The organism is Paracoccus sp. (in: a-proteobacteria) (assembly GCF_035556475.1).
Lineage (GTDB): Bacteria > Pseudomonadota > Alphaproteobacteria > Rhodobacterales > Rhodobacteraceae > Paracoccus.
Window position 1 is genome coordinate 1 of sequence record NZ_DATMFA010000094.1, and the last position, 19,088, is coordinate 19,088.

Annotated in this window: 18 protein-coding genes; 2 read left to right on the forward strand and 16 right to left on the reverse strand. The window is 65.3% G+C overall.

All coding sequences use genetic code 11. The features are described from left to right. On the forward strand, positions 1-856 hold an 856-nt coding region (locus tag VNQ78_RS12365; protein ID WP_325690133.1), incomplete at its 5' end, for an IS30 family transposase. 57 nt (positions 857-913) lie between these two features. Here the strand turns inward: VNQ78_RS12365 and VNQ78_RS12370 are convergent. Beyond that, the gene (locus VNQ78_RS12370; protein ID WP_325690135.1) at positions 914-3,607 is read right to left on the reverse strand and encodes a cation-transporting P-type ATPase; all 2,694 of its coding nucleotides are present in this window, start codon (positions 3,605-3,607) and stop codon (positions 914-916) included. Positions 3,608-4,005: 398 nt separating this feature from the next. Beyond that, a complete protein-coding gene (locus VNQ78_RS12375) occupies positions 4,006-5,103 on the reverse strand; it encodes a hypothetical protein (RefSeq protein WP_325690137.1) in 1,098 nt (365 codons plus the stop codon). A 359-nt stretch (positions 5,104-5,462) separates the two neighbouring features. On the opposite strand from VNQ78_RS12375, the gene VNQ78_RS12380 reads away from it, so the two are divergent. Next, positions 5,463-6,053, forward strand: coding sequence for an FAD synthetase family protein (locus VNQ78_RS12380; RefSeq protein ID WP_325690139.1), 591 nt, complete (start codon positions 5,463-5,465; stop codon positions 6,051-6,053). Between the two features lie 15 nt (positions 6,054-6,068). On the opposite strand, the gene VNQ78_RS12385 is transcribed toward VNQ78_RS12380, so the two are convergent. From VNQ78_RS12385 to VNQ78_RS12450, 14 genes are read right to left on the reverse strand one after another with little or no spacing between them, the layout of a single operon-like run. Continuing rightward, entirely contained in the window at positions 6,069-6,992 is a 924-nt protein-coding gene (locus VNQ78_RS12385; protein WP_325690141.1) for an XdhC family protein, read from the reverse strand. Next, positions 6,992-7,435 carry a cupin domain-containing protein gene (locus VNQ78_RS12390; protein ID WP_325690143.1) on the reverse strand — a complete coding sequence of 148 codons (444 nt, stop codon included), beginning with the start codon at positions 7,433-7,435 and terminating at the stop codon, positions 6,992-6,994. The genes VNQ78_RS12385 and VNQ78_RS12390 overlap by 1 nt, the downstream gene beginning before the upstream one ends. Positions 7,436-7,458: 23 nt before the next feature. After that, entirely contained in the window at positions 7,459-8,190 is a 732-nt protein-coding gene (locus tag VNQ78_RS12395) for a ribonuclease activity regulator RraA (protein WP_325690145.1), read from the reverse strand. After that, complete coding sequence (locus VNQ78_RS12400; protein ID WP_325690147.1) at positions 8,187-9,038, reverse strand: fumarylacetoacetate hydrolase family protein; 852 nt, start codon at positions 9,036-9,038, stop codon at positions 8,187-8,189. The genes VNQ78_RS12395 and VNQ78_RS12400 overlap by 4 nt, the downstream gene beginning before the upstream one ends. Next, entirely contained in the window at positions 9,038-9,871 is an 834-nt protein-coding gene (locus VNQ78_RS12405) for a xanthine dehydrogenase family protein subunit M (RefSeq protein ID WP_325690149.1), read from the reverse strand. Before VNQ78_RS12405 ends, VNQ78_RS12400 begins: the two co-directional genes overlap by 1 nt. Then, positions 9,868-10,362: a (2Fe-2S)-binding protein gene (locus VNQ78_RS12410; RefSeq protein ID WP_325690151.1), complete on the reverse strand. Its 495-nt coding sequence runs from the start codon at positions 10,360-10,362 to the stop codon at positions 9,868-9,870. Before VNQ78_RS12410 ends, VNQ78_RS12405 begins: the two co-directional genes overlap by 4 nt. Before the next feature lie 10 nt (positions 10,363-10,372). Then, on the reverse strand, positions 10,373-11,008 hold the full coding sequence (locus VNQ78_RS12415) for a carbon monoxide dehydrogenase subunit G (protein ID WP_325690153.1): 636 nt from the start codon (positions 11,006-11,008) through the stop codon (positions 10,373-10,375). Positions 11,009-11,026: 18 nt separating this feature from the next. Next, complete coding sequence (locus VNQ78_RS12420; protein ID WP_325690155.1) at positions 11,027-11,344, reverse strand: YciI family protein; 318 nt, start codon at positions 11,342-11,344, stop codon at positions 11,027-11,029. Then, positions 11,344-13,815 carry a xanthine dehydrogenase family protein molybdopterin-binding subunit gene (locus VNQ78_RS12425; RefSeq protein WP_325690157.1) on the reverse strand — a complete coding sequence of 824 codons (2,472 nt, stop codon included), beginning with the start codon at positions 13,813-13,815 and terminating at the stop codon, positions 11,344-11,346. Before VNQ78_RS12425 ends, VNQ78_RS12420 begins: the two co-directional genes overlap by 1 nt. A gap of 48 nt (positions 13,816-13,863) precedes the next feature. Continuing rightward, the gene (locus VNQ78_RS12430; protein ID WP_325690159.1) at positions 13,864-14,430 is read right to left on the reverse strand and encodes a flavin reductase family protein; all 567 of its coding nucleotides are present in this window, start codon (positions 14,428-14,430) and stop codon (positions 13,864-13,866) included. A gap of 25 nt (positions 14,431-14,455) precedes the next feature. Further along, a complete protein-coding gene (locus VNQ78_RS12435) occupies positions 14,456-16,018 on the reverse strand; it encodes a 4-hydroxyphenylacetate 3-hydroxylase N-terminal domain-containing protein (protein WP_325690161.1) in 1,563 nt (520 codons plus the stop codon). Continuing rightward, complete coding sequence (locus VNQ78_RS12440) at positions 16,015-16,422, reverse strand: RidA family protein (protein ID WP_325690163.1); 408 nt, start codon at positions 16,420-16,422, stop codon at positions 16,015-16,017. Before VNQ78_RS12440 ends, VNQ78_RS12435 begins: the two co-directional genes overlap by 4 nt. Before the next feature lie 44 nt (positions 16,423-16,466). Further along, entirely contained in the window at positions 16,467-18,041 is a 1,575-nt protein-coding gene (locus tag VNQ78_RS12445) for a 4-hydroxyphenylacetate 3-hydroxylase N-terminal domain-containing protein (RefSeq protein ID WP_325690165.1), read from the reverse strand. Between the two features lie 48 nt (positions 18,042-18,089). Further along, positions 18,090-19,082, reverse strand: a complete 993-nt coding sequence (locus VNQ78_RS12450; RefSeq protein WP_325690167.1) for an ABC transporter permease — start codon at positions 19,080-19,082, stop codon at positions 18,090-18,092. Positions 19,083-19,088: the final 6 nt, after the last annotated feature.

Consider the following 19,088-nt stretch of genomic DNA (forward strand, 5'->3'; position numbering starts at 1 on the left):
CGAACTGCGCTATCTGTCCGGCTATTACGCGCTGAATGCGCAGAACCTGGCGGCCGAGCGCCGCGCCAACCAGCGCAAGCTGATCCAGCATCCGAAGTTGCGTGCGGCGGTGATCGATCGGTTGCAGTCCGGCTGGACACCGGAACAGATCGCCGGACGCTTGCGTCTGGAGCGTGCGCCGCAGCGGGTCAGCCATGAGACGATCTACCAGTATATCTATTCGAAGGATGGACATGCGATCCAACTCTGGCGCCACCTGCCCGACCATCGCCGCAAGCGGCGTGGCCGCGGTCGGAGGCGACCACAACATCCTAGATTTGCGGAAGAACTGTCCATCCGGCACCGTCCCGGCGCAGTAACCGAACGCAGCAATTTCGGCGATTGGGAAGCCGACCTCATCCAGTTCCGCAAGGAGTTCGGCGCCACCAACCTGACCTCGCTGGTCGAGAGGGTCAGCCGTTTCACCGTGCTGCTGAAGAACCCCGATCGCCGCTCGCGCCGGGTCATGGACGGCGTGATCAACAGCCTCGCACCCTTGCCGGCGCACGCCCCGCGCTCGATCACCTTCGACCGCGGGCTGGAATTTCTGGCCTGGCCCTACCTGCAATCAGGTCTCGGCGTCGCAACCTGGTTTTGTGACCCGCAATCGCCCCGGCAGAAAGGCACGGTCGAGAATACCAATGGCCGGATCCGGCGCTGGCTGCCGCGCGACGTCGATCCCAAGACCCTCAACAGCCGCCAGATCATCGCCCTCTGTCACCGGCTCAATGCCACGCCGAGGAAGTGCCTCGGCTATCGCACACCCGCCGAGGTCTTCCGCGAGAAACTGATGTCCGAAACGGATCCCCTACCCTAGTCTTAACCGTGTCAGCGTCGCGGCTCAGCCTGAAACCACAACAACCCACGCCCGAACTCACGCCCCTCCGAACCTGTCGCGCAGCAGGTGCTTTTCGACCTCCAGCAGCAGCATGGATCCAAGGCCGATGCCGACAACAAGTACCCCATCGGCCAGCGTCAGCGGAACCGAGCCAAAGATCTCGTTCAGCAGCGGCAGATAGGTGAAGGCGAACTGCGCGATAACGACGATGGCGATGGCGCCGAGCACCGGTCCGGTTCCCTTGACACCCGTCAGCGTAAAGCTGGTCATGTGCAGGTAGCGCACGTTGAAAAGGTAAAAGATCTCCATCACCACCAGAAGGTTGACCACCATGGTGCGCGCATAGGCCAGATCGCGTCCCTGGGCCTGCGCCCAGAAGAACAGCGCGAGCGACAGCGCCATGAAAAGTGCCGAGACGAAGACGATGCGCCAGACAAGGAAGGGTGTAAGCAACCCTGCCCCCGACGGCCGTGGCTTGCGCCGCATCACGCCCGGCTCGGAGGGCTCGAAGGCCAGCACAAGGCCCAGGGTCGCGGCAAGGATCAGGTTGATCCACAGAATCTGGACCGGAGTCATCGGCATGGCGAAATTGAACAGGATGGCGGCAACGACGGTCAGCGCCTCGCCGCCATTGGTGGGCAGCGTCCAGCCGACGACCTTGCGGATATTGTCGTGGACGGTCCGCCCTTCATGCACGGCGGCAACGATCGAGGCGAAATTGTCGTCCATCAGCACCATCCCGGCGGCTTCCTTGCTGGCCTCGGTGCCCTTGATGCCCATGGCGACGCCCACATCGGCCTGCTTCAACGCCGGGGCGTCATTCACCCCATCCCCCGTCATCGCCACGATGCGGCCCTGCGATTGCAGCGCGCGAACGATGCGCAGCTTGTGTTCGGGGCTGGTGCGGGCGAAAACCTCGGTCGCGGCGACGACATCGGGGAAATCCGCCTCGGAGAGCTGGTCGAGGTCTTGGCCCGTCAGCACCCGCGGCGCCTCGGCGATGCCAAGCTGCCGGGCGATGGCCTGTGCGGTCGCGGCGTGATCCCCGGTGATCATCTTCACCGCGATACCGGCACTGTGGCATTCAGCGATGGCGCGGCGGGCCTCGTCCCGCGGTGGGTCGATGAAGCCGCATAGGCCAAGAAAGACCAGCCCGCTCTCGACATCGGGGAAATCAAGCGCGGTCTTGCCGTCCTCGACATGCCTCATGGCAAAGCCCAGCACCCTTTCGCCCTCGGCCGCTGCCTCGGCGATGCGGTTCGTCCAGGAAGCCGCGTCCAGCGGCTCGGGGCCGGCCGCCGTCTGCTGCCGGTCGCACATTTCAAGCAGACGCTCCGGCGCGCCCTTGACGAGGATCACGCCGCAATTATCCAAAGGAATGCGGTGCAGCGCGGCCATGAAACGATGCGCGGCATCGAAAGGGATCTCATCCAGCCGGGGCCATTCGGCGCGCGCCTCGTCGGGGTCGAGTTGCGCCTTCAGTGCCAGGGTGATCAGTGCACCCTCCATCGGGTCGCCCTCGACCCGCCAACCCTCGGGCCGCAATTGCGCGTCGTTGCACAGAAGGCCCGCCCGCACCAGTTCCAGCACCGGGCCATGCCCCTGCGCCGAGCCTTGCGGGAAAAGCCGCGTCTCGCCCGGCGCATAGCCCGAACCCTCGACCAGCAGCGTCTCGTCCGCCGTGACGACGCGCCGGACGGTCATCTCGTTGCGCGTCAAGGTGCCGGTCTTGTCCGAGCAGATGACCGAGGTTGCCCCAAGCGTCTCGACCGCGGGCAAGCGGCGGATCACCGCGTTGCGCGCCGCCATTCGCTGCACACCGATCGCGAGGGTAATGGTGATCACCGCGGGCAACCCCTCGGGCACCAGTCCCACGGCCAGCGCCACCACCGCCATCAGCGCCTCTTCCCAGCCATAGCCACGCAAGGCGACGGCGATGACAAACAGCACCGCCGCGCCGACAAAGGCGGTCAAGGTGAAGCGCCGCCCGAAGGCGTTGATCTGGCGCAGCAAGGGCGTCGTCAATTCCTCCACGCCACCCAGCAGGGCCGAAATCCGGCCGATCTGGGTGTCGAGACCCGTCGCGACGACGATGCCCGTGGCCTGCCCGGTGGCGACCAGCGTGCCGGAAAAGGCCATCGACCTCTGGTCCCCCAGCGCCGCATCCGCATCCACGGGATCCGACTGTTTCGCGGCGGTGACGGATTCGCCGGTCAGGATCGCCTCGTCCACCGTCAGGCTGCGGGCGCGGATCAGGCGCAGATCGGCCGGCACGCGATCCCCGGCCTCGATCAGCACCACGTCTCCCGGCACGATCCCGGCCACCGGCAGGTTGGCGCGCTTGCCATCGCGCAGCACCGCGGCATGGGGCGAGATCATGTCTCGGATCGCGCTGAGGGCGTTCTCGGCCTTGTCCTCCTGCAGGAAGCCGACCACCGCATTCACCAGCACCACGGCAAGGATCACGCCGGCATCTATCATGTGGCCAAGCGCCCCGGCGGCAAGCGCACCGCACAACATGAAATAGATCAGGGCATTGTTGAATTGCGAAAGCAGCCGCAGAAAGGCGGGTCTGCTCTTGCCGCCGGGCAGCGCGTTCTCTCCCTGCAGGGTCAGACGCCGGGCAGCTTCCGCCGATGTCAGGCCATCCTCGCCGGTTTCCAGAGAAGCCATCACCCCGGTCACGGGGGTTGCGTGGGCCGTCAGAAGGGTTTGATCACGAGATTGCATTGCGGCTATCCATAGCCTCCCTTCGAATGACCCGAGTGAACGCGCGCCGACTTCAATGATCGAGCGGATAAAAGCTTCATGGATTGGACCTTTTCACATGTCGGTCCGTAATCAAGCCTTTATGCGATATGCCCTGCCCGACCCGGCAGGCAGCGGCTCGGATCATCGCGATGCGGCATTGTCATTCGGCCGAGGCCTGCCTGACGGTTCGAGGACCGGAAAGGCGAGGACGTGCCAGAGCCAGCCGGAACACGGATGGCAAGACAACAGAGAAGCGGATTTGCCTCCGCTTCTCTGAAGCTACTTGAAACAGTCCCTCGGTCAGGCTTTCTGGACGGTTGCGTCACGAAAGCCGCCGGGATGCCGATGCTGCGGGCCCTCTCGCCCGCAATGCGATCTCAGAACACCATCCGCAGGCCGATCTCCCAGGCCTTGCCGCGCGGTGTGGCCGCGTCGGGGGGGAACACCTTGAAATCCATCCCGTCGCCGGGGCCGTATCCGCTGTCGGCGCCGGCGACCAGCTCGATATTCTCGCTCAGCTTGACGCCCCCTTCCAGCGCCCAGTCGCCATCCGCATCCGCACCGATTCCGAGGCTCCACTTGTCCTGACCGAAATTCAGCCCCAGCACGGCGTTTTCATCCCGCGAATCCTTCAGGTAGATGCCCCAGATTCCCCGGAACCACGGATGGTCCTTGGTCTGCCAGTCGATGACGGCAACATTGATGACGTGGTTTCCGGTGGTGTCGCGATTCTGGTGGTCCAGCACCATGGTCAGGCCCGCCGAGGGAATGGGCAGGATATACTTCGCGGTCTTGTCCCCCAGATCGTTGAGGCCCGCCTTGAATATGCCAAGCGGCGTCGCATAGGACAGTTCGACCTCGGCCTGCGGCGGCATGTCGCCGGTGCCGGGGCCGGTGCTGTTGATGATCGAACGCGCATCATCGCCCTGCCAGCCGTTATAGGATTGCCAGGGATCGGCATAGATCTCGACGCCCAGCGGACCGACCGAATTCGAGTATTTCAGATAGACATCCGTGTCGACCGCACGTCCTCCGGCCTTCATGATGTTGATATCGCCGCCGATGCAGCGAAACTCGGGCGGCAGCCGGGGATGCACCGCGACATTGCCGGAATCATTCAGGTCGCCATCCGGCCAGTTGTTCGGCAAGGCGCCGCAGCGGGGATATGTCGACACCGACAGCTTGCCGCCGCGACCGAAATCAAGGCCGAACTCCACCTCATAGGGCTCGTCGCGCAGATAGGACAGATCATCGCGGTCGCTGCGCAGGATCAGCTCTCCGTGATAGAAGAAGGTGGCCGCCCCCATCGGCACGCTATCCTCGAATGTCAGACTGCCAACCGCCGTCGTGCCCTCCGAGCCGTCGGCCCGGTTGTTGCCATAGCCGAGATAGACCGAGCCTCCGAGCTTCACCTCGGCTGAGGCCGTGGCCGGAATGGTGATCAGGCATGCCATGATGGCCCATGCGTATTTCAAGTGTCTTCCCCCCGTTCAGTATTTTGGTCTGGTTTTTTTGCGTGAGCGAACGCCCTGCCGGCGGCCTTGCGGTCGCGGCAGCACGATCGGTGCCGCCCTTTCCCAAAGGCGGCAGAATGTTGTGGATTGATCCGCGGCGAAGATGCGCAGCGCCGGCCTTTGCAGTCAAATGACTATGATTGCCGGTAAATTTTCCTGCCGGTTATGTCTGGCTGTCGAAGGCCGGAGACCCTTGCCGAAAGTCACTTCGCTACGGCCGGCTATATAACTTCGGCTCATGCCACACGCGAACTTTCTTCATTTGACTCATGCCCCTGCCGCCGCCACCCTCGTCCCCAAGGCGCGAGGAGGAGACCGCCATGGAGAGTTTGGGCAAGGCCCGTGACATTACCCGCCTGCATCGCGATGCCCCGATGCTCAAGGCTGCGGTGGTCACGATCGGCGCCTTCGACGGCGTGCATCTGGGTCATCAGGCGCTTGTTCGCGGGGCACAGGAATCCGCCCGCAAGCGGGGGCTGCCGCTGGTCGTCTGGACGTTCGATCCGCCGCCAAAGGTCTTTTTCGGCCGCGCGACGCTGCTCTGCACCGCGCATGAGAAGGTCGAACGGATCGCCTCGCTGGGCGTGGATCATCTGGTTCTGTCGCACTTCGATGCGGCCTTCCGGGCCCGCACCGCGCAAAGCTTCATGGCCGATCTGCAAGCCATGAACCCGGCCGAGGTCTGGGTCGGCGACGATTTCCGCTTTGGCGCCATGCAGGCGGGCGACGTCGATCTGCTATCCCGCCAGTTCACCGTGCGGATGCTGGATCCAGTGAATTGCGAAAAGGGCGAGCGCATCTCCTCCAGCCGCATCCGCAACCTGTGGCGCGCCGGTCAGTATGAGCTGTGCCGGACCCTGCTGGGCTGGACGGACCAGTTCATCTATCCCGAATACGAACCCGCCTGGTAAGGTGGCCGCCGCCCGTCAGCGGCGGCGGCGGTCCAGCACCTCAGCCAGAACCGACACAGCCAGCACACGCGGGTCACGCGCCGAATGGATCAGGCCGATGGGCCCGTGGACGCGGGCAATCCCGTCGGCTGTCGCGCCTTCGCGGGCAAGCGCCATCACCCGGTTCGAATGTGTCCGGCGGCTGCCCTGCGCGCCGATATAGAATGCGGGCGTGTCCATCGCCGCAAGGATCAGCGGCAATTCGCGGTCATGGTCATGGAAGAAGAACAGGACCGCCGTATAGGGGTCCACGTCCGCCATGAATGGCACCTGCCGCGTCAGCTCGACACCTCGGCAGCCCGACCGCGCGATCACGTCCAGGGTCACGGGATCGCCGCTATGAGTGATCTGGTCATAGCCGACCGCATGGACGAGTGCCGAGAAGGCAGCCGTCTCATCGCCATCGCCGAAGATGCGGAATTGCGGCTCGGGCAGATAGGTGAAGCTGCGGAAACCCGACGCGGCCGGCTCCGCGCCGAGGCTGGCCGAGATGCGATCGTCCGGGCCGATCGCAAGGGTGACCGCGCAGCGCGCCACATCCACCAGCATAAGCGTTTCCAGAGCATCCCTTTCCGGTGCGGGCACGAGCAATATGTCGAGCCCGCCGCCGCAGGGCAGCGTGATGTCGGCAAAGGGCGAGCCCAGCCCATAGCGCAGGGAAACCGGCCGGCCGCTCAGGCGCGCCCGTCCGGCATGGATGGCCAGATCCGCCTCGATACAGCCCGAGGAAAGGCGTCCGACGGTCCGGCCATCGGACAGGAGCGCCATCATCGCCCCCGGCGAGCGATAGGATGGCCCCTCGACCCCGACGATCAGGGCCATGACGCCGCCCGGATCGTCAAGCAGCGCCGCGACGGGCGCCAGCTTGTCGAAATCCCTCATCAGCCGGTAGTCGAGCATTATTCGCCGCTTTGCTGACCGGCGAGAAAGCCGCCGATGCTTTCGTCAGTGTGGAAAACCGGCTTCTCGTAATAATGCGGACCGTCATAGATCTCGATCAGGACCGACTTTTCATGCGCGAGGGTCGGCCCGTGCGGATGATCCTTGGGATTCATGTAGAAGGTGCCGGGCTTCAGCCGCAGGCCGACATCGGTATATTCATAATCGCCTTCGAGGCAGTACATGAACTGGTTCGAGGCGTGGTGATGCTTGACCGGGATGCGGCCGCCCTTGTCGAATTCAAGGATGGCGATGCTGGCTCCGGTTGCCGGGTTCCTCCACAGGAAATACTGGCGCAGCCCGTATTCGGGAAATTCGATCCAGGCCTTCGGGTCCAGATCCTCGCGATGGGTCAGGATCTCCAGCGTCTCGGCCAGTGCCTTGCCGGGGTTGTCGGTATTCATCTGCTTGTCCTTTCGGGAAACGCTCAGATCTCGGGCCGGCCAGCGGCAACCCAGTCGTCATATTCGCGCCGGCTGTCCGGCGTGGCGGGGAACAGGCCGAAAAGCGAACGGCCGCGGCGGATATGGGAGGCGACGAACACTTCGTAATCCCCGACCCCGGCGCATTCCTGCGCGATTTCGTCTACGAGGTGGCGGGGAATGGCGACGATGCCCTCCTCGTTCCCGACGATGATGTCGCCGGGATAGATCGCGACGCCGGCAAAGCCGACCGGGGTGTTGAACTCGACCGGGTGCAGCCAGATCGGCGTTGCCGGCCCCGAGGCCGTGACCTGATAGCAGGGCAATTCCGCGGCCCCGATGCCGGGAACGTCGCGGAAGCCGCCATCGGTGATCGCGCCGGCGACGCCCCGCGCCTTCAGCCGCAGCGCCATCATGTCGCCCATCGAGGAGGCGCGCGCATCGCCTCCGGTCGCCAGCACCAGGACCGCGCCGGGGTCGCATTCCTCGATCGCGCGGCGATGCAGGCTGTCGTCCCGCGCATAAAGCTCCATGCTGTCCGTGTCCTCGCGCGCCGGAATGAACCGGACGGTCCAGGCGGGACCGATCAGCGTCCCCTGCCCCGGCGCGACCGCCTGAAGGCCCAGAAGGAACGTGTTGCGGAAGCCGCGCTTCAGCAATGCATTCGCCAGCGTCGCCGCGCCGCAGCTTTCCAGCAGCCTGCGCGTATGGTCCGAAAGCGGCGCGACCTCGCTCATGCCGCTGCCTCCTTGACCACGGGATTGCGCAGGATGCCGACGCCCTCGACCTCGATCTCGACGATATCGCCGTGCTTCATATAGAGCTTCGGCTCGCGGCGATGGCCGACGCCGCCGGGTGTGCCGGTGACGATCACGTCGCCCGGCTCAAGCGTGCAGAAGGTCGAGACATGGCTGATCAGCGTGGCCGTGTCGAACATCATCAGGTCGGTCGTCGCGTTCTGCATCTCCTCGCCATTCAGGCGGCAGATGAGGCGCAGCGGCCGATCCAGCGAGGTTTCGTCCGGCGTCACCAGCCAGGGGCCGAAGCCTCCGGTGGCGGGAAAGTTCTTGCCCGGCGTCCATTGGTTGGTCGCCAGCTGCCAGTCGCGGACCGAGCCGTCATTATAGGCGCTGATCCCCGCGACATGGGCCATCGCATCCGCCTTGGCGATCCGGCGCCCGGCGGTGCCGATGACGACCGCGATCTCGGCCTCGAAATCGAAGGCGTCGCTTTCGCGCGGAATGACCATCGGTTGCAGATGGCCGACCTGGGACTGCGGATAGCGGGTGAACAGCGGCGGGGCCGAGGCGGTCTCGACATGGCCGCCCTCGCGCCGGTGCTCGACATAGTTCAGGCCCACGCAGATGATCTTGCCCGGCCGCGGGATGACCGGCAGGAACGTCACCTCGTCAACGAGGTAATCGGCGGGAGCGTTCTGAAAGCGCGCGCCAAGCGTGGCCAGTTCGTCGCGCCGGATCGCACCGGCAAGGCAGAGGCCGGTGCGGATGCCCAGGTCGACGATCTTGCGCCCGTCGGTCAGGCCGAAACTTTCGCCGGTGGGCGAGGCGAAGGTAAGAAAACGCATCAGGCAGACTCCTTGATCTGTTCGGGCAGTTCCGCCAGCGCGATGGCAAGCGCGCGGCGGGTTCCGACTACGGCAAGCTGGGCGCGATAGGCGGCGCTGGCATGGATATCGCTGTTGAGGCCAGCCGCAGACAGGGTCAGCCCGTCCAGCGCGGCGGTGCTGAAATCACCGGAAAGGCGCGCCTCGGCCTCGGAAAAGCGAAAGACGACCGGGCCCGCGCCGTTGATGGCGACGCGGATGCCCGCCGGGCCCCGCGCGACGAAGGCCCCCGCCGTGACATAGCCCGAGGCGGGGTTTGCGAATTTGATATAGCCGCAATTCTCCGGCCGCGGGAAATGGATGCGGAGGACCAGCTCGCCCGGTTCCAGCGCGGTGGTGAAAAGCCCGAGGAAGAACTCCCCGGCGGGGATCCGGCGGCGGGTCGTCTCGATCTCGGCACCCAGTCCCAGCAGCACGGCGGGATAGTCCGCAGCCGGATCGTTGTTCGAGATCGAGCCGCCCATGGTGCCGAGATTGCGGACCTGGGGATGCGAGATATGGCTCGCCATCGCCGAGAGGGCCGGGATGGCCGCGCGGATGCGGGGATCGGTCGCGGTCGCGACATGGGGCGTCATCGCGCCGATGCTCACCCGCTCGGGCGTCACATCAATGCCGCGCATCTCGGAGATGGACCTCAGGTCGACCAGTATCGCCGGCCGGGACATGCGCTGCTTCAGGGCGGGGATCAATGTCTGCCCACCGGCCAGCGCCCGCGCCTCGGGGTCCGAGGCCAGCAGGTCCAGCGCCTCGGCCAGAGTCGCGGGGCGGCGATAGGCAAAGTCTGGAACGCTCATGTCCGGCCCCTGTCCGCTGCGCAGGATTCGGGCGCGTTCCGGGCCACGTCGCTGATCGCATCGACGATCCCCTGATAGCCGGTGCAGCGGCAGAAATTGCCTTCCAGCTCGTGGCGGATCGTCGCCTCGTCGCAGGCGCGCCCACGGCGGACGATATCGACGCCCTGCATGATCATCCCCGAGGTGCAGTAGCCGCATTGCAGCGCATGATGGTGGCGGAAGGCCTTCTGCATGGGATGAAGGTTCTCGGGCTGCCCCAGCCCCTCGATGGTGACGACCTCGCTGCCATCGACCTGCGCGGCGAGGACCGTGCAGGACTTGATGGCGCGTCCGTCCACATGGACGGTGCAGCAGCCGCATTGCGTGGTGTCGCAGCCGATATTGGTGCCGGTCAGGTGGCAATGGTCGCGCAGGAACTCGACCAGCAGTGTGCGGTCCTCGACCTCGCGGCGCTGTTCGATGCCGTTGACGGTGATGCAAAGTTCGATCATCGCTGCCTCCTCAATTGACGGCCAGCCAGCCGATCAGCAGCGCGCCGATGGCCATGGCCGCGGTGAAGGCCCAGCCGGGCATCTGCAGGGTGACACCGCCTCCGTCGCGGACCGGCACCGGCGCCGCGGCCATGCCGGGGGCCGGGGCGACCTCGCCCGTCGATGCCGCCAGTGCCGCCGTCGCGGGGGCCTGATCCAGCAAGGCGGGATTCTGCACGACCTCCTGGAAGCGGTCGAAGAACTGGTTCGACATCCGCGCCACCGTGGCGTCGATCAGCCGCGATCCGATCTGGGCGAGCCGTCCGCCGATCTGGCTTTCGGCGCGATAGCTCAGCAAGGTCTGCGCGCCCTTCGGCTCCAGCGTGACGACGGCGATGCCGCTTGCCCGGCCCGCCATGCCGCTGTCGCCCTCGAACTCCAGTTCGTAGCGCGAGGGCCTGATCAGGTCGCGCTGTTTGATGCGGCCCTTGAACCTTGCCCGGACCGGGCCGACCGATGCCAGCACCACCGCGTCATAGACGCCCTTGTCGGTTTCCGTCATCGCCTCGCAGCCGGGGATCGAGGCCTGAAGCACGCGCGTGTCCAGCAAGCCTTCCCAGACCTTCTCGGGCGGCAGGTCAAGCAGCCTGTCTCCTGTGATTTCCATTGGAATGAGCCTTTCCAGTCAGAGCGCTGCCAGCGGCGGCAGATGTGCGGGGCGGTTGGTCTGCCAGCGGAACGGCGCGATGTGGATCGTCGTGGACAGGCCCGCCTGCTCGAACGGGTCGGCGGCGATGATCCGCTCGACCTCGTCGCGGCTCTCGGCCTCGATGACCATCATCCCGCCTTGCGCATTTCCGGCCTCGTCGAGGATCGGGCCTCCGATCAGGACACGGGGGCCGAATTGCGTCATGTAGTCGCGATGCGCGGGCCGGGTGGTGGCGCGGATGTTTCCGGCCTCGCCATCCTTGCGATCCAACCGGTAAACGATGAAATGGGCCATCAGCCTGTCTCCTTGGCAGTCTCGGTCCTGCGGGCAGCGTCGAGCGCGGCCCAGACCTTCATGGGTGTCAGCGGCATGGTCAGGTCGCGCACGCCCAGCGGGCCGAGCGCGTCAAGCACCGCCCCGAGGATCGCGGGCGGCAACCCGATCGTGCCTGTCTCGGCGCCGCCCTTGACGCCCAGCGGGTTCGTCCGCGTGGGAACCGGGCGGTTCGCGAGGGTCATGCGCGGGAAATCCTCGGCGCGCGGCATGCCGTAATCGGTGAAGGCGCCGCTCAGCACCTGTCCTTCGGCATCGTGGACGATGGCCTCCAGCAGGGCCTGCCCCAGCGCCTGCGCGCAGCCGCCGATCACCTGCCCCTCGAGCAGCAGGGGGTTGATCACGGTGCCGACGTCATCGACGCCCGCGATCCGGTCCACGCGGACCTGTCCGGTCTCGGGGTCCACCTCGACCTCGGCCACATAGCATCCATTGGGATAGTTCTGCGGATTGGCCGAGAAATGCCCCACGCCCTCCAGCCCCGACCACAGGTCGGCGGGGATCGGCTTTGGCGGGCCGCCCTTATACGCGGCCGAGCCTTTCCAGGCGAAGCTGGTCTTTGCCACCTCCGTCAGTGGCACGCTGCGGCGGTCCCCGGCGGTCCAGACATAGGAGCCGTCGACGAAGTCCAGCGCCTCGGGCTCGACGTCGAGCATCAGCGCGGCAAGTCGCGCGCCCATGCCGATCAGATTGTCGCAGGCCTTTCGCAGCGCCGAACCGCCAACCGTCATCGAGCGCGAGCCGAAGCTGCCGCGTCCCGTCGCGATGATATCGGTGTCGCCCTGGACGAAGCGGATCTGCTCCAGCGGAATCCCCAGCCAGTCATGCACCATCTGGGCATAGGTCGTCTCGTGCCCCTGCCCGTAGGAGAAGGTGCCGGCAAGGATCGACACGCAGCCGCTGGAATCGAACCGGACCTCCATCCGGTCGCTCAGCGTGGCGCAGACCTCGATATAGCAGGACAGGCCGCGCCCACGCAGCAGGCCACGCGCCTCGGTCGCCGCGCGGCGTTCCTCGAAACCGTTCCAGTCGGCGAGGGTCAGCGCGGCATCCGTCACCGCCTCGAACTCGCCGCAATCATAGGTTTCGCCCACCGCCGTGCGATAGGGCATCTGTCCGGGGTCGATGAAGTTGCGCCGGCGGATCTCGACCGGGTCCAGCCCGACCTTCCCGGCGGCGAGGTCCAGCATCCGCTCGACGATCAGCGTGGCTTCTGGGCGACCGGCGCCGCGATAGGTCGTCAGCGTGCGGCTGTTGGTGAAGATGCCGTTGATCTTCACATGCATGGCCGGAAAGGCATAGACGCCCGACAGCATCCGCGTGCCCACCAGCGGCGGATGGGCGGTCGAGGGGCCAAGCGCCGAACCGAGGTTGTGGTTCACCTCGACCCGCAGGCCCAGCACCCGGCCTTCGGCGTCGAGCGCCATCTCGGCATCGGCGATCTGGTCGCGCCCGTTGAAATCGGCCAGGAACGCCTCGCTGCGTTCGCAGACCCATTTCACGGGCCGCCCCACCCGCCACGCGGCCCAGAGGACGAGGATCTCCTCGGGATAGAGACCGCCCTTGGTGCCGAAGCCGCCGCCCACATCGCCCGCGACGACATGGACGCGATGGGCGGGGACGCGGAAGATATGCTCGGAGAGCAGCAGCCGCAGCCGATGCGGGTTGGCGGTCGAGCTGGTCAGATGAAACCGCCCATCCGCCGCATCGTAGCGGCCGATGCAGGTGCGCGGCTCCAGCGGATTGCCCGCCACGCGCTGGTTGCGGATGCGGGCGCTGACAACATGGGCCGCGCCGGCAAAGGCCGCGTCGCAGGCCGCCTGATCGCCCAGCTCGTGATAAAAGCAGCGATTGCCGGGCGCATCGGGCCAGACAAGCGGCGCGCCGGGGGCAATCGCGGCCTCGAGCGTCGGGGCCACGGGCAGCGGCTCGTAATCGACGACGATGCGCTCCGCCGCATCGACCGCCGCGGCGGCGGTTTCGGCGATGACGAAGGCGACCTCGGCCCCGACGCAGCGGACGGTGTCCAGTGCCAGCGCCGGGAAGGGCGTCGGCACGTAAGGCCCGCCCTTGATCCCCGGCGGGATCGAGACGCAGGGCATGTTGCCGATCCCGTCCTTCGCGTAATCCTCGCCCGTCAGGATCGCGACGAGGCCCGGAACCTCCAGCGCGGCGCTGACATCGATGCTGCGAATGCGGGCATGGCCCAGGGGCGAGCGCAGGACATAACCGCGCAGCTGGCCAGGGACGGTCACGTTATTGGTAAAGCGGCCGTTCCCGGTGACCAGCCGGATATCCTCGATCCGGGCCAGCGGGGCGCCGATACCCAAACCGTTCGTGCGCCCCGAGCCCTCGGGTATCGCGCCAAGTTCCGGTTCGGGTTGGTCGAACGGCCCGCGCCGCGAGCGGGATGGTGTGTTCTGGTAGTCCATGTCGTCATTCCGGTTCGGTTTGGAGGATGGGAGGTCAGGGGCGGGTGATCACCACCACTGACTTTCCAGTTCCGGCCACAATCTGCTGGGGGCGGCATCTTCGGACCATGGCGAGGGCGAAAGCGCGCCATACTTGCCGCAATAGAACAGCAGCGGCTTGACCGCCTCGGGGGGCTGCACCTCGAGCGCGCGGACATGGCCCACGAAAAGCGTGTGATCGCCGCAGGCATAGGCATAGGCCCGATCGGCGGCCAGCCGCACCGCCGCCCCGGCAACGACCGGCGTTCCGTCCAGCCTGTCCAGTTCCGGCGCATGGTCCGGGGATCGACGGCCCGCGAAATGGTTGCTGTCCCGCTCCTGCCGGCTGGTCAGGATCGACACGCCGAAACCTTCGGAATGCTGCAGCCAGCGGTGCATCTTCGCGGTATCCGCCACCGAGATCACCACCAGCGGCGGCTGGAGCGAACCCGACATGAAGGCGTTGGCCGTCATGGCGTGCGGACCTTCTTCCGTGTTCACGGTGATCACGACCACGCCCGAGGCGAACTGCCCCATCGCATCGCGAAACTGGCGCGCGGTGAAGGGTGGCTCCGAAGCAATTGCAGGCGCGGTCATCTTCATTTTCCTTCCGTCGGACCCATCAGGTCCGTTTCATCACAAGGCTGACGTCATGGGGATTGACCAGATCGGGGACGGTCCAGCCGTTCAGGTCGTATTCATCCATGGCCGACTGGGCGAAGGCCTTGAACCGGGCCATGTTCCCCGAGCCTTCCGCAGCCCACAGGTTCGTCAGCCGCGTGATGTCGTTCGAGCCGATATAGTTGATCTCGTAGAGTTCGTGGCGCGATCCGAATTCGGTCCCGATCGCATCCCAGAGCATCTTCATCACCTTGACCCGTTCGACGGCCGAGGTGCCGCCGCTGCCCCGGACATATTTGTCGAGATAGGGCCGGATCTCCTCGGTGGCGAAATCCGCCGCGTGGCTGTTGAGATAGATCAGGCCCGAGGCCACGATCTGCTCAATGATGTTCTTGATCTTGGGCATCGCCATCTGGTTCAGCACTCGGTAGGCGCCGGCGAAATGCGCATCGGGGCGCACCATTCCGTTCCACGGCACGCCGCTTTTCGCCATCGCGTCCGAAAGCGCCCAGAAGGCATTGCGCCAGGCGACGACCTCGCCAAGCTGAGATTGCACGCCGTGAAAGCCTTTCGCGCCCGTGATCTCCAGCGCCCGCGCCAGCAGCCCGACGATGAAATCCATCTTGACGGCAAAGCGGGTGCAGCCATGCAGCGAAGCGCGTTCGAGAAAGCCCGAGCCCACGTTGAACTTGTTGGCCTGCTCCAGATCGCCATGCATGAAGACGTCTTCCCAAGGGATAAAGACGTTATCGAGCACGAGGATCGCGTCGTTTTCATCGAGGCGCGAGGACAGCGGATAGTCGAAGGGGCTGCCGGTGGTCGCCGCGCGATATTCGTTCGACATCCGGCAGATCAGCTTCACGCCCGGCGCGTTGGTCGGCACGATGAAGACCGGCGCGAAATTTGGGTCGGCAATCGGCACCTGGGCGACATGGGCGACGAAGGTATAATGGGTCAGGGCCGAGTTGGTAGCGACGACCTTGGCGCCGGAGACATAGATGCCGGCATCGGTCTCCTTGACCACCTTCACGAAAACGTCCGAGCCGTCTGCCGTGGGCAGATCTCGATCGACCGGCGGGTGCATGATGGCGTGGTTGACATACCACGTCCGCTCCTGCGCCTTGCGATACCAGCGCGCGGCATTGTCCTCGAAACCCTTGTAGAAGCCGGCATTGGCCCCCAGCGTCGCAAGAAACGCGCCCTTATAATCGGGCGAGCGGCCCATCCAGCCCCAGGCGACCTTCTGCCATTCGGCGATGGCATCGCGCTGCGCCACCTGCTCCTCGACAGTGTGCGGGGCGCGGAAGAACCGCTGGGTATAGCCGCCCCATTCCGTCGGAACGGTCAGCACATCCTTGCGCTTCGGATCATGCAGCGCGTCATACATGCGCGCGATCATCCGGGCCGAATTGCGAAACGCGGGGTGGTTGGCGATGTCGCGCACGCGCTCGCCATAGATCCAGACTTCGCGGTCGTCGTTCAGGCTGTCCAGATACTCCCTGCCCGTCAGCGGCACAAAGCGGGAGTCGGGGGCCGAAGCCCCCTGTGCCGCAAGGGCGGTCATGCCCCGCTGCCTGCCATGGCCTGGCAGGTGATCTCGAGCTTGATGCGAGAATCGGCCAGAGATGCCACCTGCACCAGCGTCGAGCACGGGAAGTCGCCGGTGAAGAACTCCTGGCGGGCGCGCCAGATTTCCTTGTTGTCGGCCATGTCGGTCACATAGATCGTCATGGTAACGACGTCTTGCAGTCCCGAACCCGCGGATTCGAGGCAGTTCTTGACCTTCTCGAAGATCACCTTGGTCTGCTCATAGGCAGAGCCTTCGCCGTGGATCGCCTTCAGGTCCGCGGCGCGGGCGGTGAAGCCGGACAGCCAGATCTGGTTGCCGACACGGATCGTGTTCGACCAGTGACCCGGCGGATATTCCGCGACCTTGTCGGAAATGAAACGCTGCTTTTTATCAGCCATGGGGCTTTCTCCTTCTACAAAATCTGGTGGGTCGTGCCGCGCGCCTAGCGGCGCAGCACGCTCACGTCGTCGTTGTTGATGAGGTCAGGGACGGTCCAGCCGTCGAGGTCGTATTCCGACATGCAGGTCTCGACCATGCCCTTCATCTTGGCCATGTCGCCGCCGGACTGCGCTTCCCAATAGTTCTGAAGCCGGGTCAGGTCGTTCGAGCCGAGATAGTTGATCTCATAGAGTTCCGCACGGCCGCCGAACTCGGAGCCGATGCAGTCCCAGAGCAGCTTCATCACCTTGACGCGACGCTCGGCATCGACCCCGCCCGAGCCGCGCAGATAGCGGTCGAGATGGCCGCGCAGTTCCGGCGCCTTGAAGTCGTCGGCATGGCTGTTGAGATAGATCAGGCCCGAGCTGACCGATGCCTCGATGATGTTCTTGATCGAGGGATAGGCGAGCTGCGAGAGCGTGCGATAGGCCGTCCCGAAACGGCTGTCGGGCTGGACCATGCCGTTCCACGGAATGTTCGACTTGGCCATCGCGTCGGACAGGCCCCACATGGCGTTGCGCCATGCGATCACCTCGCCCATGCGCGACATGACGCCGTGGAAGCCCGAAGTGCCGTTGATGTCCAGCGCCATCGCCATCGCGCCGACGATGAAGTCCAGCTTGACCGCAAGGCGGGTGCAGCCATGCATCGCCGCGCGCGCGTTGAAGCCCGATCCGGGGGCGAAGTCGTTGGCCTGATCGACGTCCCCGTGCATGAACACGTCCTCCCAGGGGACGAACACGTTGTCGAGCACCAGGATCGCGTCGTTCTCGTCCATGCGCGAGGACAGCGGATAGTCGAAGGGCGAACCCAGCACCGCCGCCCGCTGCTCGTTCGACACGCGCGAGATCATCTTCAGCCCCGGCGCTCCGGTCGGCACGATGAAGACCGGCGCGAAGTTCGGATCCTTGATCGGCACCTGCCCGGCATGGGCGACGAAGGTATAGTTCGTCAGCGCCGAGTTGGTGGCCACGACCTTGGCACCCGACACATAGATGCCCGCATCGGTTTCCTTGGTCACGCGGACATAGACGTCCGAGGTGTCCGCAGTCGGCTTGTTGCGATCGACCGGCGGGTTCATGATGGCGTGGTTGATATACCACGTCCGTTCCTGGGCCTGGGTATACCAGCGCAGCGCGTTCTTCTCGTAGCCGCGATAATATTCCGAGTTGGCGCCCAGCGTCGCCAGGAACGAGCCCTTGTAGTCGGGCGAGCGTCCCATCCAGCCGTAGGTGATGCGCTGGGATTCAGCGACGGCATCCCGGGCCTTGACCTGCTCCTCGACCGTGCGGGGGGCAAGGAAATAGCGGTGGGTGAAGCCGCCATCCTCGGTCGGGGCGGTGATGATGTCCTTCTTCGCCTGATCATGCATCGCATCATAGAAGCGCGCGATCATCCGGGCAGAGTTGCGGAAGGCAGGGTGTTCGGAAATATTCTTGACCCGCTTGCCGTAGATCCAGACTTCGCGGTCGTCATCCAGGCTGGCAAGATATTCCTTGCCGGTCATCGGGATCGACTTCTTGCGGGTCGCGTCGACCTTGGGCGGGGCGATGCCCGCAAGATTCCTGACGTCGTTCATGGTTCTTGTAGTCCTCCTTGAAAGGCTATGCGCGTTGTGCGACCGGTTTCAGTTGCGCGACAACGCCATCGCGAAGATGAGAATGGCGCCGGTGGCGACGGATTGGGCATAGGCGCCGACCTGCATCAGATTGAGGCCGTTCTGCACCAGCACGATCAGCAGCGTTCCCAGCACCACCATCAGCGTGCGCCCGCGACCTCCTGTCAGGCTGACGCCCGAGATCACGCAGGCGGCGATGGATTCCAGAGGCAGGGTGCCTCCGATATTGGCCTCGCCGGTGCCAAGGCGCGCGGTCAGCAGCAAGCCCGACAAGGCAGCCAGCAGGCCACACAGCATATACGAGATAACCGTCACCCGGCTGGTCCGAACACCCGAGAGCGCGGCGGCGCGGTTGTTGCCGCCCGTGGCATAAAGGTGGCGGCCAAAGCGCGTCCATTGCAGCGTGAGATAGGTCAGAATGACCAGAAAGATCGCGACGAAGGCCGGGATCGGCAGGCCGAAGATGCGGCCAAAGCCGAAGATTTCCCCATGCAGCGGCGGAATGCCATAGATCGGCACGCCACCCGAGATGAACAGCGTCAGCCCGAAGACGATCGACGACATGCCAAGCGTCATCATGAAGGGATGAATGCCGAGCATGGTCACGCCCAGCCCGTTGACAAGCCCGACCGCGATGCCGATTGCCACCCCCGCGCCGAGGCCGGCCCAGAGCGCGAGCCAGGGATCGCCCGGATTGGCGGCAAAGACCGCGGCCATGACCATGGCGCTCACAACCGAGGTCAGCGACACGTTCGAACCGACCGACAGGTCGAGGCCACCGGTGATCATCACGATCATCTGTCCCAGCGCGACGATCAGCAGGTAAACCGACTGGCGCGCCACATTCGTCAGGTTGTCCGCGGTCAGGAAATTCGGCGCGGCCGCGGCAAACATCACCACCGCGAGGGCGAACATGATCGGCAGCGCGAGAAGCTGCCGGTTCTCACTGAGCCACAGCATGGCGGGCTGCGGGCCGTTGGAATTTGTCTGGGCTGCGGACAAGATGCG